Source organism: Robertmurraya siralis (assembly GCF_005502275.1).
Classification (GTDB): Bacteria; Bacillota; Bacilli; order Bacillales; family Cytobacillaceae; genus Robertmurraya; species Robertmurraya siralis.
The window spans coordinates 173,364-189,664 of record NZ_SWLZ01000005.1 but is presented as its reverse complement, the minus strand read 5'-3'; the positions used below and the strand labels follow the sequence as shown (position 1 = coordinate 189,664).

At 38.9% G+C, this 16,301-nt stretch carries 9 protein-coding genes; 4 read left to right on the top strand and 5 right to left on the bottom strand.

The genetic code is table 11. The features are described 5' to 3' along the window. Window positions 1–418: 418 nt before the first annotated feature. Window positions 419–1,105, bottom strand: coding sequence for a response regulator (locus tag FCJ93_RS09310; protein ID WP_095311905.1), 687 nt, complete (start codon window positions 1,103–1,105; stop codon window positions 419–421). Window positions 1,106–1,136: 31 nt separating this feature from the next. Beyond that, window positions 1,137–2,276: a sensor histidine kinase gene (locus FCJ93_RS09305; RefSeq protein ID WP_137743521.1), complete on the bottom strand. Its 1,140-nt coding sequence runs from the start codon at window positions 2,274–2,276 to the stop codon at window positions 1,137–1,139. A 658-nt stretch (window positions 2,277–2,934) separates the two neighbouring features. On the opposite strand from FCJ93_RS09305, the gene FCJ93_RS09300 reads away from it, so the two are divergent. Together FCJ93_RS09300 and FCJ93_RS09295 are read left to right on the top strand one after the other, a co-directional pair. Beyond that, window positions 2,935–3,570, top strand: coding sequence for a YigZ family protein (locus FCJ93_RS09300; RefSeq protein WP_137743520.1), 636 nt, complete (start codon window positions 2,935–2,937; stop codon window positions 3,568–3,570). A gap of 156 nt (window positions 3,571–3,726) precedes the next feature. Continuing rightward, the gene (locus FCJ93_RS09295; RefSeq protein ID WP_137743519.1) at window positions 3,727–4,716 is read left to right on the top strand and encodes an LCP family protein; all 990 of its coding nucleotides are present in this window, start codon (window positions 3,727–3,729) and stop codon (window positions 4,714–4,716) included. A 523-nt stretch (window positions 4,717–5,239) separates the two neighbouring features. Here FCJ93_RS09295 and FCJ93_RS09290 read toward each other — a convergent pair. Beyond that, window positions 5,240–6,283 (bottom strand): glycosyltransferase family 4 protein, encoded by a 1,044-nt coding sequence (locus tag FCJ93_RS09290; RefSeq protein ID WP_137743518.1) that lies wholly within the window; start codon window positions 6,281–6,283, stop codon window positions 5,240–5,242. A gap of 406 nt (window positions 6,284–6,689) precedes the next feature. On the opposite strand from FCJ93_RS09290, the gene secA2 reads away from it, so the two are divergent. Together secA2 and FCJ93_RS09280 are read left to right on the top strand one after the other, a co-directional pair. Continuing rightward, the gene (secA2, locus tag FCJ93_RS09285; RefSeq protein ID WP_137743517.1) at window positions 6,690–9,059 is read left to right on the top strand and encodes an accessory Sec system translocase SecA2; all 2,370 of its coding nucleotides are present in this window, start codon (window positions 6,690–6,692) and stop codon (window positions 9,057–9,059) included. Between the two features lie 25 nt (window positions 9,060–9,084). Then, window positions 9,085–9,972, top strand: a complete 888-nt coding sequence (locus FCJ93_RS09280; RefSeq protein WP_137743516.1) for an accessory Sec system S-layer assembly protein — start codon at window positions 9,085–9,087, stop codon at window positions 9,970–9,972. Between the two features lie 309 nt (window positions 9,973–10,281). Here the strand turns inward: FCJ93_RS09280 and FCJ93_RS09275 are convergent, their stop codons facing one another. Continuing rightward, window positions 10,282–12,792: a phosphodiester glycosidase family protein gene (locus tag FCJ93_RS09275; protein WP_137743515.1), complete on the bottom strand. Its 2,511-nt coding sequence runs from the start codon at window positions 12,790–12,792 to the stop codon at window positions 10,282–10,284. Between the two features lie 1,151 nt (window positions 12,793–13,943). After that, window positions 13,944–16,088, bottom strand: coding sequence for a 5'-nucleotidase C-terminal domain-containing protein (locus FCJ93_RS09270; RefSeq protein WP_137743514.1), 2,145 nt, complete (start codon window positions 16,086–16,088; stop codon window positions 13,944–13,946). Window positions 16,089–16,301: the final 213 nt, after the last annotated feature.

The following is a 16,301-nucleotide window of genomic DNA, read 5'->3' as shown; positions in this document are numbered from 1 at the left end:
AGAATCCTCCTTTAGTCTTGTGTCCTATATCCCATTATCACCTATTTTAATCGAACATGTAAACTGATAACACCATTATTTAACAATTTGTTCATTAATTTATCGTGATTTTTCATTTTCTTAACATAAATAGGCTGAAAATTGAAGTTCATTGACCTAATTTCAGCTTAGTAATCTCGAATTTTTTGTTTGCCGATGTTAATCTTTGACTCCATGAAGCGGGGAGAAAAAACGATTTTTCTCACAGGACTTTTCAACATAACTGAAAATCGTGTCAAACTAAGGTATCACCAGGGGCTAGGGCACTTTTATCTCCCTTTGCCATTGTATAGCTACTCCATTCACTTTGGATAAGGAGAGAATTTAACATAAAATAAAAAAACGCCTTTTTGTCGGCGTTTTTTCATGAATATATGGTTTATCTTACTTCAACCCAGCCATTTTTGATTGCTTCCACAACAGCTTGAGTACGATCGTTAACATTCATTTTTTGCAGGATATTACTTACGTGGTTTTTAACTGTTTTTTCACTTATAAATAGTGCTTCGCCAATTCCGCGGTTGCTTTTTCCGTCTGCTAGAAGCTGAAGAACCTCGCACTCACGACGCGTCAGCAGATGGAGCGGACGGCGAATCTCAACCTGTTGGAGATAGCCGCTGCTTACTCCTGCTGCCTCTACCGCTAGGCGGCGGTATTCTTTGACAAGATTGTGAGTAACCTTTGGATGGAGATAGGAACCGCCATCTGCGACTACCTTTACCGCTTCAATCAAAGCGTCTGCATCCATTTCCTTGAGTAAATATCCGGTTGCACCCGTTTTTAATGCGTGCTGCACATAACTTTCATCATCGTGAATTGATAAAATAATCACTTTTGTTGACGGGTATCTTTCAACTAATTGACGTGTTGCTTCCACACCATTAATTGTTGGCATATTAATATCCATAAGGACTACATCAGGCTGATGCTCTTCTACCAAGGAAATGGCCTCAGTACCGTCATCTCCCTCTGCTACAACCTCAAATGTTTTTTCAAAATCAAGTATTCTTTTAACGCCTTCTCTAAATAATTGATGGTCATCTATAATGATAATCTTCGTAGTCATGCGTGTCGCCTCCCCAAATGATTTCTCTCTCTTATTTTGGTAATGGAACCTTGATGAGAACAGTAGTCCCTTTGCCTATTTTTGAATTAATCGAGAGTTTTCCTCCTAAAAGCTCTACTCTTTCCCTCATCCCGATAATTCCAAAGGACTCATCCTTTCTTTCATCTATATTAAAACCTTGTCCATTATCCTTTACTAAAACAGTTATCTGTTCTTGAGCCATCTCCAGCTTAACTTTAATTTCCTTTGCATTTGCATGCTTTAGGACGTTTTGCACAGACTCTTGTACAAGGCGAAATAGTGCCACCTCGTATTTGGTCGGCAGTCTTTTTTCTTCCCCCACATTTTTATAAGAAATCGATGTTGTACTATGATACTCTTCGATCGTCTGTAAATATTTTTTGAGGGTAGGAACTAGACCTAGGTCGTCAAGGGCCATTGGACGTAGGTCGTAAATGATGCGGCGAACCTCATATAAGGCATTTCTGACCATGGTCTTGAGATTTTTCACTTCAGCAAGCGCTTCAGTGGCACCGTATTCCTTGTAAATTCTTTCAATTAGGTCAGAGCGCATCATGACGTTGGCCATCATTTGCGCAGGTCCATCATGAATTTCACGAGAAAGTCTCTTCCGCTCTTCTTCCTGGGCCTCAATAATTTTTAAGCCAAAATCCTGTTTCAGCTTCGCATCCTGCAGGGCCTCGCCAACCTGTTTTAAGTCACTCATCAAATAATTCATCACGACGGTTATTTGAGAAACAAGATGTTCTGCTCGTTCAATCGTTCGCGTCAGACCGACAAGCCGTCTTTCAATATCATCTCTTCGATCCCGAAGCTGCTTTTCCGTCTGTCGATTCAAGGTTAAATCCATATGAATTTGATGGGCCTTCTCATAAGCTTCCCTTACTTGAGCCTCAGTGAAATCCTTAAAATGCATGCTCACTTCCGAAAGATGTTTTCTCGCTGCTCGTGATTTGATTTCTAATTGATCTCCCTCTTCAATGATTTGGCCAACCATTCTTCGCACATCTTTTAATTCATCAACTAATGATTCATAATCACTTCTACATTGTTCGCCAATGCGAAAAATTTCATTTTTGCTATCACCTACGGTTTCCACCATCTTGTCCAAAATCATATCAAGAGTTTTTGTATCAAATTTTTTAATCATCTACTAATTCCTCCAAGTGAAGCAAAAACCCTTTACATTTTTAAAAATTTTTTTCGAATATTCTATGTCTTTATCCATTGTTCATGTTTGTTTCATTCATAAAATAAAGACATATCTCCATTTTTCCAATTAGAAAAACAAAGCAACTCTTAAATCATTTTACAATATTTTACCTTGAATTGTTAAAAGTTACTATCTTTCTAACTTGAAAATGTTCGAAAACCTGTAAAAAATCGTTAAAAAGAAGGAGAATAGGAATTAATAGACAGGACATTTGACCCATTCCTAATAGGCTCTTATGACCCATTAAAAAGGAACCGTAATTAATGTTATTCTAAAATATCTTTTTTATTTCTTTTCATTATAACATGACAAAAAGACAGGACTGTTAAAGTTTCGTTACAGAGTGATGTTAATTTGAAACCGAGGCTCTTGTCGAATTATAATAGAAATGTCGAATTTTTATGGTAAGCTTCTTTAAACCATATAGTTGATTTGACGGGTTTCGCCTCATTTCGTGTGAAACCTTCATTTCACACGCCTTTTAGTTCGGCTAAAAAGTACCGCAAGAACATGAATCGGAACCGCAATGCCGATCCATTATCAAAATGAAAATGCAGTTTTAGACTCCAATACAAACCAGATAAGGAGTGGTCTTATGCTCCCAAGCTACTTAACCGTTAAAGGGTATGGGGAAAATGAAATTATTATCGATAAATCCCGATTTATCGCTCATGTTTCAAGAGCTGAAACCGAAGAAGAAGCACAGGAATTTATTCAAACGATTAAAAAAGAACATTGGAATGCTACTCATAATTGTTCAGCATACTTAATTGGAGAGCATGATGAAATTCAGAAAGCGAACGATGACGGAGAGCCTAGCGGAACCGCTGGGGTACCCATTTTGGAAGTACTAAAGAAGAGGAAGCTAAAGGATACGGTAGTTGTCGTGACCCGCTACTTTGGCGGGATTAAGCTTGGAGCAGGCGGCCTTATTCGCGCATACGGAAAGGCAACATCTGAAGGAATTAACGCGACCGGAATCGTGGAACGAAAGCTCATGAAAGTGATGCATACAAATATCGACTACACTTGGCTTGGCAAACTTGAAAATGAGCTCAGATCGTCCATTTATAACGTGAAAGAAATCCATTACCTTGATGCAGTAGAAATTGAAACATATGTCGAAGAAAGCCAAACAGACGCTTTTAAAGAATGGATGGTGGAGCTAACGAACGGCCAATGTAAAGTTCGTGAAGGTGAAATATTGTATTTAGAAGAGCTGAAAGAATAGATCATTCTCCCTCATAAACTACCACTGAAGCGTCCATTTTAAAATGTATTTTACGGAATGCAAAAAAAAATGTAAAATAAAATTTATATGTATAGTAATTTAGTCCAATGAGAAATAGAATAAACTAACAAATAATCTTACTTAAGGAGAGTAAATATGTCTGTAAATAGACAAAGCTATAAAGCTATTAAAAAGAAAAAGAAGCGTAGGAGACTTGCGCTATGGGTATTAACTCCTATTCTTGTTCTTATATTAGGAGCAACCAGTTACGGTGCCTTCCTATTCAACAAGGCGCACTCCGTTATGAATGATTCCTATCAGCCGATCGATCGCTCTGAAGCCTCCGGCAGCAAAGTAGACCCAAAGGTTGAAAACACATCTATGCTCATTATCGGGGTAGATGATAGCGACACTCGAAACTTTAATAGCGGCTCAAGATCAGATGCTTTAATGCTCGCCACCTTTAATGAAAAGGCAAAGTCGGTCAAGCTCGTCAGCATCCCTCGCGATTCTTATGTTTACATTCCTGAGGTAGGATACGAAGACAAAATTGCCCATGCCCATGCCTTCGGGGGGCCTGCCGCTACGATTGAAACCGTTGAAGAATTATTTGACATTCCTATTGATTATTATGTCAAAATGAATTTTAATGCGTTTATTGATGTTGTTGACGCATTAGGTGGTATCGACGTGGAAGTACCCTATACGATAAATGAAATGGACTCGAAGGATAGAAGAAATGCGATTCATCTTGAACCTGGCTTCCAGGAATTAGACGGTGAAGAGGCGCTTGCATTGGCAAGAACGCGGAAAAAAGATAACGACATTGAACGTGGAAAAAGACAGCAGGAAATTATTAAAGCAATCGTTAATAAAGCTGTGTCAGTGCAAGGAATTACAAAATACGCTGACATTATCGAAGCAGTGGGAGAAAATTTAGCAACGGATTTAACATTTAAAGATATGAATGCCTTTATCGACTATGCTCTAGCTGGTACAAAGCTAGATATCGATACCATTAACCTTGATGGTGAAGACGATTATATTGATGGAGTGTACTATTATCAGCTGGATGAATTTTCTCTGGATGACTCGAAAAGGATCTTAAAGACCCATTTGGGACGACCGGATATTGCGCAAAATTAACAAAGTTGAGGGGTGTTCTAGCTACTAGAACACCCTTTATAACGGTCTTATTTAGCGACCACCTGTAAATATCCATTCTCTCTGTATACTCCCCCCTGTACTTGTGTGCCACTCAATCTGTGTTCCAACAAACTCGCTGCTTCATCTTTGGATGGCGGATGATTGGTTACCGTAAGTTCAGAGCTTTCTTCCCTTTGATTTTCCCTCCCCGTTTCGGCTAACAGACCATTTCAGAATTGGCTACATAGGTTAGCGACCCGTCTCCAGTGTATTCCATTCCTCCATGCTCATAGAGGTTCGAATCGGTCAGCTCCTATATGAGCTGCGCCTTCCAATATTCTCCCTCACCTTTCGCTTCAATCGTGTTTTATTGAAAGCATCCTGCCAATAAAAATGCTACTATCCATCATTTGATACATGAAAATTCTCTCTCTTTTGAAAACCGAGAAATTTATTTCGGATTTTAACATATCAATTGACTACAAAAAAACCTCGAATCATAAGATTCAAGGCTTCTTGACATTTATTCGCTTTTCTTCTGACTAACCATTTTTAACAATGGCTTATAATCATGGTTAACAAGGCCAATCTTTTCAACAAACACTTCAATAACTAAAACTAAAACAGCGATAACAACTAGCGCTCCCCACATGGTCGCTTGCGAAAAAATGACTGCGGCAAGACCAAACATCGCTGCCATTGCATATATGATGAGCACCGTTTGGCGATGGGAATAACCTAATCTTAGTAGGCAATGGTGCAAATGGGATTTATCTGGCGCTGATAAAGGCTGCTTATTCACAAAACGTCTAATAATCGCAAAAAATGTATCCGATATCGGCACTCCCAAAATGATAACCGGAATAATCAATGAAATCATCGTGACGTTTTTAAATCCTAATAAGGACAGAACGGCGATCATGTAGCCGAGAAATAAGGCTCCTGTATCCCCCATAAAAATCTTTGCGGGATGGAAATTATAGAATAGAAAGCCTAATGTGCTAAATAATAAAACCAAGCCGACAGCTACAACGAAAGGATCCCCTTTTAAAACCGCCATCCCTGAGATCGTGATTAAGGCGATGGAGGAGACACCCGCTGCTAAGCCGTCTAAACCATCAATTAAATTTATGGCGTTCGTAATCCCGACAATCCATAAAATCGTGAGCGGAATACTAAAAATGCCGAACTCAAGCGTGCCGCCAAATGGCAAGTTAATGTATTCAACATTGACACCGCCAAGGACAACCGTAAGAGCTGCAAGCAATTGACCAATCAATTTCACTTTTGCCGATAATTCGAACAAATCATCAAGCATACCTGTGATGATAATAATGATACTCCCTAAAATAATTGGAAGGGCGTATTCATCCTGTGGACGCAAGATCACAATTCCCAAAATAAACGTGATATATATCGCTAAGCCTCCAAGACGGGGCATGATTTTTTGATGAACTTTTCGATTGTTAGGCTTGTCAACTGCGCCAATTTTCAAGGCGAATTTTTTAATGATCGGTGTTATAATTATCGAAGTAATAAAACATATTAACAAGGTAAGGTATAACATGAAGTACCTCCTCAACCATTAGCATAACCAATGAATTATTTTTTAAAATCAACAAGTGCTCTTTTTTAGACTAAAAATGGTTACTGCTTTTCAGCAAAATCTCAATACATACGCTTCAATTTCAATATTATAATGTTTACTTAAGATTTTTTCCAGACATTTTTAATAGATGTAAAGAATTGTATGTACTCCAAAATCTCATCAATCGCATTTTTTCCCCATTTATTTAGACGTAATTCGCCAAAAAAAGTTGCAAATATTGTTAGTTTGACAATCTAAGTAGTAATAGAACTATTAATTTGATAAGATTAATAGTTGTGGATAGTTTACATTTTTCCAAAAATCAAATCATTCGCTGCTACTCCACAAAAAAACGAAAACCATTGACTACGAAGGAGCGTAAAACATGATCACGTTTCTCAAAAATACATTTGGAGACACAAACGAAAAAAGATTAAAAAAATATTACAAAATAGTCGAAAAAATAAATGACTTGGAACAGCATTATGCCTCACTAACTGATGATGAATTAAAAAATAAAACGGTTGAATTTAAAAAGCAATTAAATGAAGGAAGCAGCCTTGATGATATTAAAGTCGATGCGTTCGCAACTGTCCGTGAAGCCTCTAAACGGGTTCTTGGCATGCGCCACTTTGACGTCCAGCTTGTAGGTGGCTTAGCCCTTTCTGACGGCAATATAGCGGAAATGGCTACTGGTGAGGGGAAAACCCTTGTCGCCTCCCTTCCAAGTTATTTAAGAGCACTTGAAGGCAAAGGAGTACACGTTATAACGGTGAATGAATACTTAGTAAGACGAGATCGTGAAATTATTGGACAGATCCATGAATTTCTCGGATTAACAGTTGGGATCAATGTCCCACTGATGCAGCCTGAAGAAAAAGTTCTTGCTTACCAAGCTGACATTACTTATGGTGTCGGAACAGAATTTGGGTTTGATTATTTACGGGATAATATGGTGAGAGACGTAAGAGAAAAGGTTCAACGACCATATCATTATGCGATTATCGATGAAGTCGATAGTATCCTTATTGATGAAGCGAAGACCCCTCTCATTATTGCTGGGAAAATGCCCTCGAGCACAGACCTGCATTATATTGCAGCACGCTTAGCAAAACGGTTTGTGAAGGATGTTGATTATAACTATGATGAAGAAACAAAAGCAACCAGCTTAACGGAAGAAGGAATTGAAAAAGTCGAGAAGGCTTTCGGCGTTGATAACTTATACGAGTTAGAGCATCAAACCTTGTACCATTATGTCATACAAGCGGTGCGCGCCCATGTTATGTTTACGCTGGATGTTGATTATATCATTCGTGATGGAAAAATCATGCTTGTCGATATGTTTACAGGCCGAGTCATGGATGGTAGAACCTTAAGTGATGGACTGCATCAAGCGATTGAGGCCAAAGAAGGGTTAGAAATTACCGAAGAGAACAAAACGCAAGCTTCGATTACGATTCAAAATTATTTCAGAATGTATCCAAATCTATCTGGTATGACGGGAACTGCGAAAACGGAGGAAAAGGAATTTGAGCAGGTTTACGGAATGTCCGTTTGTCAAATTCCAACGAACAAACCGAAAATCCGAATGGACTTAGAAGATAAGGTGTTCAAGACTGCGCACGAGAAATATGTGGCCGTTACTGCTGAAGTAAAGAAGCGCCATAAAACTGGACAACCGGTACTTGTCGGCACCACTTCGATTTTACAATCGGAGAAAGTCGCCGAGTATTTTGATAAGGCAAAGCTTCCATATGAGATTTTAAATGCGAAAAGTGTTGAGCAGGAGGTACAGCTCATTGCCAATTCTGGACAGCGTGGTCATATAACCATCGCTACCAATATGGCCGGACGCGGTACGGACATCATTTTAGGCGAGGGTGTTGCTGAACTTGGCGGCCTTCACGTTCTTGGAACAGAAAAGCATGAAAGCCGAAGAATTGACAACCAATTGCGAGGCAGAGCTGGACGCCAAGGTGATCCAGGTTCAAGCCAGTTCTTCATCTCCTTAGAGGATGACATGTTTAGACGCTTCGCCAAAGATGATCTGGAAAAACTGCAGAAGAGTCTTAAAGTTGATGATAATGGCTTGATCTTGAATAGTAAAATTGATGAATTTGTCACAAGAGTTCAGCGCATTGTGGAAGGCGCCAATTTCTCGATGCGAGAGTATAACTTAAAGCTTGATGACATTATTAATGAACAACGAAGAATTATTTATACACTGCGCAACCGGATGCTTGAAGAAGAAAATCAGGTCGCCATTTTCATTCCAATGCTTAAAGAAGCAGCAGAACATGAGATGGAGCGAATTTGCATCGATGAGCTGGATGCTGACGAATGGAATCTTTCCGAGCTCTCACAAACCATCAATAGCCTAATTGCTGGAGAAGAGATTTCACTTGCAGGAAATGAGTCCATTAGCAAGCAGGAGATTCAAGAAAGTATCACAACAGCGCTTGAGAAGTATGAAAAGATCATTGATAATTATAAAGAGGATGACTCCTTCCAAGATGCGTTAAAGGGAACCATGATTGCCGTGTTAGATTATAATTGGATCCAGCACCTTGAATCGATGTCTCGATTAAAAGAAGGCATCGGACTCCGGCACTATCAGCAGGAGGACCCAATGAGACTGTATCAAAAAGAAGGATTAGAATTATTCACATATACATTCCACAAAATCCAAAAAGATAGTGCTTTGCAAATAGCACAAAGAATTGTTCCAGAATTTAATCAAAGTAAACAAATCTAGCTTTACTCTAAAAGGAGAATGGCAAATGCTTTCTATTTTTAAGAAAAAAGATCCAAAAGATGTAAAAAGAACAGGCTTAGATAGTAGTGTTTCTTCCGATGAACTGATGAACGAAAAAGAAAATTCTGTTGATGAAGAGATCCATACAGAATTATTTGTCCATCCTTCGTGGAAACTAAGTAATGAGGATTCTTATGTACTTCGTTTTTTAAATAATGAATTGCCTCCACTAAAGGCAAACCAGCTTTCCATTTCGGGAATCGAATTAAACCTTGCGGAGGGTGGGATTGAGGCGACCGCTTTCGTACGCAATAGCTTAAATAAAGGAATACGGTTTTCAGACATTGGACTTATCCTGTTAGATTCTAAAAATGAAATCATTGCAAGACATAACTTTGACTTAAGCAGCATTGGAGAATTGCCTGGAAAGAGCAGTTTACCATGGAAATTTTTATTTCCTGCTAACTCGATCAAAAAGTCTGAATTTAGCAAAGAAAATTGGACATTAGCTTTTGAATTGAAAGCAAAGCATGCTCTTGATTTAGATCCAAATTGGGAGTCTGCCCTTCCGCAAGAGGAAAAGGATAAACTTGTGAAGCTTGTCGATTCTTTACAGCCGCCAAAAGATGGTGAAGTGAATTTCATGGGTTTGCAGGCAAGATTTAATGAAAATGGCGATTTACACGTAACCATTCTCATTCGAAATGGCAATGAAAAGACCATCAATCTTCAGCAAATTCCATTAAAAATTGAGGATGCGGCCAATGAACTTGTCGCTCAAGGCGGATTTAAGCTGGAAAACTTTGAGGTGAAAGCAAACACTACGAAACCTTGGACGTTTGTCTTTCCAAAAGAGCTTGTGCAAAAAGACAACCCAGATTTTTCAAACTGGAGAGCGTCGATCGCTCAATAAATGGATTATCCCATTTATAACGGACCTGCCCGCTTAAACAGAACACATACTTACATGGTGTTCTGTTTTTTTATATTTATTAGCTCACTCAGCAAGGGCACAGGCCTCTGGAAGGCTTGTGGACGTTCTCTAGTAGGCGGTACGTGCGCGGGAGTGCGGAGAGGCATGGGAAGACAACACGCTGAAAGTAGCAGATATCGCCAGTTCCTATCAAAGGATATCGCTCAAAAATACAAAAGGAAGTGGAGAAAACGAACTGTTTTTCTCCACTTCCTTTGTTTTAAGGACTGGTCAGAAAGCCCCTTTAGCTTAGTTTGTTTTAAAGAGGACGTAGTAATCCTTCTTCATTGGAGCTCCTTCCGTTGATTTTACGCCTCTTGATATGACGAGACGATAGGCTGTACTTTTCGCATAGCCGTCTTTTGGAGCTTCCACGATGACTGATTTTTTATCAGCAGCAAGTTTTACCGTAGCCGGTAGGCGATTGCCTCGGACATCCTCGACAAAGATCGATTTGCTGTTAACAGATTTTTCATCCAATTCGATGTTAAAAGCGACTGTCCACTTCTTTTCAGTACTAACCGTGCTGGTTGCCTTGCTTGCGTCAAAATAGTTTTCTGTATATGGGGTATGATAGATCGCCTGCAGTTTATCAAAGTAAATGGTTCCTTTATTTTTGTTTGTATCCTTTGTTTCCGCAACATAAATTCGCTCAAAAGAGACAGGATACTTAACATTTTTTGGGATTGTTGCTTGGACAAACTTCCAGCCGATCCAATTTTGCGTGCCCTCTTCTGTGAAGTTAACAATCACTTCTTTTCCTGCTGCATCATATAATCGTCCGCGGATCCAATGATTATTGCCATCACCGTAAACCCATAAACCGATGGAATGAGGCATTCCATCCATTTTAATGCGGCTGGCTGCCACTGCATAAGAAGCTGCTGTACCTTTCTGATTCGTAAAATCATAATTCAATTTTAAGTAACCAGTTCCATCCTTTTGGATGCCGTCTTTCATAAGTCCAATAGATGTTTTGGCACGCACGCTATCAGATTTCCATTTTGCGGTCGATTCAAAGCCATCAAGAAGTGCTGGTTTATTCGTCACGGATACAGGAATCTCTACCTTTTTAGTCCCGTGCTGGGCAATAATGCTGCCGCTTGCCGGAGCAGATGCTGCTTTAAACGCCCCATTGCTTGAGAACGTCCCAACATTTCCTTTTGTAGTCCATTTGACATTGCCTTGATTAATTTTCAATTCTTTTCCACTTGAATCAAAGGCTTTGACTGATAAATTCTGTGTTTGATTGATTCCGATTTTAATAGAACTTGGTTCAACCGTAATTTTGGCAGGGGCCGTAACCGTAATCGGGATTTTCTTTTGTGCTTTTCCATATTTAACGGTGACAGAGCCTGTCCCATCTTTTTCTGCAATAAATTTATTTCCCTCTACTCTGCCAATTCCACCTTCGACCGTGTAGGAAACTTTATCATAATTAACGGTAAGGAGATTGTTATAAGAATCTAAAGCATTTGATATCGTAAAGGTTGTTGAACCACCCATTGCCAATTTCCCACCTGCTGATGAGGCTGCACTAAATGAAACGGCGTCTCCATATGGAGCCGTACTAATAGCTTCTAAAATAGCAGATACAGACCTCTGTCTTCCATCTGACGGCTTATTAATTAAGGTTGCATAACGGTTCCCTGGCAATCTAGCAGCCATCGTCGTAGAACCGCCCCCATCTAAATTGATGGCTTGATAGGCTCCCTTGCTCAATAAGTAATTGCTAAATTCTTTCAGCGTCATCCCTGCACTATGGTTTTTCTGTCTTCCATCAACAGTAACTAAGAAAACACGCTTACCCGTTTTATCGACTGCTACCGCACTGCGTGGCTCTCTTTGCGTCGCACGTGGACTCGTTGGGTTAATACTCATGTTCACTTTTCCGCCTTGAACTAAAAGTGGGCCGCTCGCTAGCATAAATTCAGAGCCTTTCCACTTATCCTCGATATCGACAGTAATCGAGATTGGATCGCCAACCTTTAACGCTCTAATTTGATCTACCTTCGAACCATGGGCCGATATAACAAAACCATTTTTTGGAATCGTCGCACTTGTCGTTCGTCCATAAGGTCTAATAGATGTTACCTTACCCGTTATCTTTTCCCCAAAGGTTGCTCCTGGATCAAGGTTCTTATCCAATCCGGTTACAACTACTTCTAAGCCGGTGGCATTTGTTCTCGTATTGCTGTAACGGAAACTTTTGGTGAAGAGTATACTTTCATTTGGATTACGCTGACGATTGAAATCCGTAAGCTCATAAGTTTTATTATTGTGTGAAATCGATATTTTCAGCTTAAACTTATCAATAATCGCTTTTCCGTTTTTATCGATCCCAAAAGCGGCTGGTGTATACATATACCCTGTATCAGCACCGGAAACAGCTCCTAAATTATTAATCTTATTTTTTGTCGCTAATAAATAAGAAGGATTGCCATTATCCATATGGAAAAAGGAAGCATTAATCGCTCCTACGACATGATGTTTGTCGCGAGTATGTAATTTTGCTAAAGTAGTAACAGGATTTAATTTCGTAATTGGGTCTGATACGCCAAAATTCACGGTCGTGTAAGGGTCATTTAAATTAACATCCAATATATTAACCGACTGTTTCTGCTTAGAAATCGTTGTGCTTTGTTTCGTTAATTTAATTCCGGGCGTTAATTGCTGATTCGTTTCGGCGGCAGCTACATTTGTATTTGTCGGCAGCATAAAAAGTAGTGCAAGACCTAGTATGAGATATTTCTTTTTCATTTGGTGAAACCAACCCCTCTTTTAAACTTCAATAATAAAAACCTATCATTTTCCAATTATAACCTAGTTTTTCATAGATCCCAATACTTCGACAAATTTTTTTACAAAAAGATTTCACGGTGTAATGTTATTTTAAAATTTCGTAACATTCAAAAAATAATTAACAAGATCGGGAATAGTCCTATAAAGACAAAAAGATATCTGCTTTAAGCAAGCAGATATCTTTTTGGCCAGAACCAACCATCGTCCCACATCTATCGCCTTAATGGAAGATATATTACATAACTATTTTACCATATAAGGCATATGTTACAAGATAGAATAAGAAAATTTTTCTTATTTTGGATAAATTATTAGAAAAAAAATGTCTTGCATTTCAGAGATATCTTGTTCTATTAGATTTTGTTATTTTTTTTGAGCCTGCTATATTGACGTAAAATTTTTCTCCTAATTGTGAACAAAAGTAGGAACATGAATTTTTATCTTTTCTTGTTCGGATCGTTAAACCACCTATACTTCATCCTCGACAATAACCTATCAGTTTTTAATATTTCAGAGAAACCGCCTGCTCCTTTTTGGTTAAAGGATGTGCGAAAGTTTGTATTCTTTTTCATGTACTCCTATATCGTGTTCAGGCTCCATTTATCCACCACATTTCTCTCCTAAAAAACATAGGCAGATCGTTGTCTAGTAAATCAAAGCCCTTGACCACATTGAATGGAAAATCTCCTTTTCCATGACCCACCAATTAAAAAACTGACTTCCTGTTTGCTTAATAGAAATTTCAAATGGGGCAAGAGATGACCGCTTTTTTTCTTCCCATCTGTCTTGTCCTTATATTTAAACTTCACGTTCTGATCAGCCTATGCTTCGAGCCGATTCAATCCAATTGCGGGGCGACGAATACGAAATGGAGCTCTTTTGTGGATATCGGTCTTTTAAAAAAAATTTCGGTCTTTTTTCCATTTTTTCGGTCTTTATACAAATATATCGGTCAAAACAGTCCATTTATCGGTCTAGGCATGATGTTCATCAACTAGACATCATAATACAACTGCTTGAAGCACTATGGTATCCCCTCTTATCTTTGAACAAAAAAACCAACTTCAAGTGTCCAAATTGGAACTTGAAGTTGGTTTAGTATAATCAGATCATTCAGCTGTGTTTACATCGACAATACGACCTTCAACTGTAGGATTTACCTCAGTAAAAGTTTGTAAGTAATCTCTAAACATTTCATAATCAACAAAACCTGGCTCACTTACGCGACCATCTTCGTAAGCTGCTTTAAATACATCATAGTTGTCTCCACCCTTAGCAGTAAAGGTATTCGTAGCAACGAAATAGGAAACCGTTTCATCGATTGCAACGTAGCCACCGTTTCCATCACTTACTTCGACTGTGACAACTCTTTCACCTGCAGGCTTGCTGCTGTCATACGTAAATTTCATCCCTGAAACTTGCAGGAATCCACCGTTTTCATTCGGTGCTTGACTAACGCTATGCTCAAGAGCGGCAATAATTTCTGCTCCTGTTAAATTCATAATTCCTAATGTATTACCAAAAGGCATGGTTGTTAAAATTTTACCGAGTGTAATATCGCCTGCTTCAATAGAAGCACGAATGCCTCCACTATTTTGGACAGCAATTACGGTGTTTGGATTAATGCTTTTAGCTGTTGCTAACATACCGTCTGTAATCAAATTACCAAGGTTTGTTTCCTTCGTACGGACATTAGAGCGTTCACCGTCTAAAGTAACAACCGCTTCAACCCCGATTGATTCATTTTCCATTTCCTCAACACCGGCTGCATATGGCGCTAAAATGTTGACCACATCTGCATCTTCTGCTTTCGTACTTACATCAATAAGCTCTCCATCATAATGAGTCACGATTCCAGCTTCATCAAAGACAACATCGAGAACACCGAGGAACTTGCTGTATTCGTTCGCTTGGACAATAACCGTTGGCTCAGTGCCTTCTTTAACGAATGTTGGCTCATTTAATGTTGAATGCGTATGACCACCAACAATAACATCAATGCCATCCACTTGCTTAGCAAGCTCTAAGTCATTATCGAACTCAAGACTATCATCAAATCCTAAATGGGTTACGGCAATAATTTTGTTAATGTCATAATCCTCTTTAAACGTTGAAACCATTTTCCGTGCTTCTTCAATATAATTCGTAAATTCGATAGAACCAGGGCTAGAAATTCCAACCGTTTCCTCAGTTGTTAAACCGAAAATCCCAATTTTCTCACCGTTAACTTCCTTGACAATTCCATCGAAGATTAAGCCGTTGACTTCAGCACTAGCATCACCAATACCAGCTTTGTAAATATCATTAAATAATGGGTCCTTTGAAAAATCAACATTCGCACTAATAAGCGGGAAGTCTGCACCTTTCACAAATTCCGCTAATGCTTTATGTCCATCCTCACTTGAACCTAAATCAAATTCGTGATTTCCAAAAGTCATCGCATCATATTTTAAGTAGTTCATCACTTCAAGATCGGCTTGTCCTTCGTACTTATTGAAATAAAGAGTACCTGAAAAAACATCACCTGCATCTAAAAGAAGGGCATCTTCATTTTCCGCTCTAACTTCTTTAATGGCTGTAGCACGTTTTGCCGCATTTTCTAAATGAGCATGTGTATCATTTGTATGCATAATCGTTAAGGCAAATCCGTCCATTTCTAGTTGGGAAGCTTTATGCAGAAGCAGTGCATAATCGCCACGCTTCGCTGCTTGACCTGTGCCAAAATTTGTTGGGGAAAATCCAACAGAAATGTTGTTTGCAACTAAAGCTTTAACAGCTTGTGCATATCTTTCACTAACATCTGTAAAGGTAATATTCACATCGCCCTCTAGCTTATAGGCTCTATGAAGCCAAATCGCGATTTCACCTCTTGTGATCGTGCTATTTGAATCAAATTTTGTCGCTGTTTTTCCATTTGTAATCCCTGCAGCTTTAAGTGCATTTACAGCACCTACAGCGCGAGACGGAACATCTGTGAAGTTAGAAGCAGGAGCATTTTCCGTATTAAGGCCTAACGCGTTTGATAATAGAACGGCTGCATCCACACGCTTAATCCCCTGATCAATGCCAAAAGATGTTTTAGTTAAGCCGTTTGCCCCTTTGGAAACTAAGAAATCCACTGCCTCTTGGTATCGTTCTGGTACATCTGTAAATCCGTTAGATGAAGCAGAAACACTGGCTCCAACCGCCGTAACCAAAGCTGCAGTTGTAGCAGTGGCTAGGAATTTTTTAAGTAATGTTTTTCCGTTACTCATCCGTTATCCTCCCTTTACCGCGAACGTTTTTTTGATTCACCCACTACAAAACAGTGTAAAATTTTGTAGAGGATTGGCAAATACCATCTATTATTATAGCAAAAATGGTTTGCAAGAGGATAAACTTACTTAAAATTTACACAATTCGCGAAAAAAATTTATATTTTGTTGATATGCTATATTTTTCCAATTAGTACGGTTGCTACATCATTG

What these genes read in the sequence shown, in the direction of transcription:
- FCJ93_RS09310 (WP_095311905.1), bottom strand. Translation starts at nt 1,105, where the DNA reads ATGACTACGAAGATTATCATTATAGATGACCATCAATTATTTAGAGAA.
- FCJ93_RS09305 (WP_137743521.1), bottom strand. Translation starts at nt 2,276, where the DNA reads ATGATTAAAAAATTTGATACAAAAACTCTTGATATGATTTTGGACAAG.
- FCJ93_RS09300 (WP_137743520.1), top strand. Translation starts at nt 2,935, where the DNA reads ATGCTCCCAAGCTACTTAACCGTTAAAGGGTATGGGGAAAATGAAATT.
- FCJ93_RS09295 (WP_137743519.1), top strand. Translation starts at nt 3,727, where the DNA reads ATGTCTGTAAATAGACAAAGCTATAAAGCTATTAAAAAGAAAAAGAAG.
- FCJ93_RS09290 (WP_137743518.1), bottom strand. Translation starts at nt 6,283, where the DNA reads ATGTTATACCTTACCTTGTTAATATGTTTTATTACTTCGATAATTATA.
- secA2 (WP_137743517.1), top strand. Translation starts at nt 6,690, where the DNA reads ATGATCACGTTTCTCAAAAATACATTTGGAGACACAAACGAAAAAAGA.
- FCJ93_RS09280 (WP_137743516.1), top strand. Translation starts at nt 9,085, where the DNA reads ATGCTTTCTATTTTTAAGAAAAAAGATCCAAAAGATGTAAAAAGAACA.
- FCJ93_RS09275 (WP_137743515.1), bottom strand. Translation starts at nt 12,792, where the DNA reads ATGAAAAAGAAATATCTCATACTAGGTCTTGCACTACTTTTTATGCTG.
- FCJ93_RS09270 (WP_137743514.1), bottom strand. Translation starts at nt 16,088, where the DNA reads ATGAGTAACGGAAAAACATTACTTAAAAAATTCCTAGCCACTGCTACA.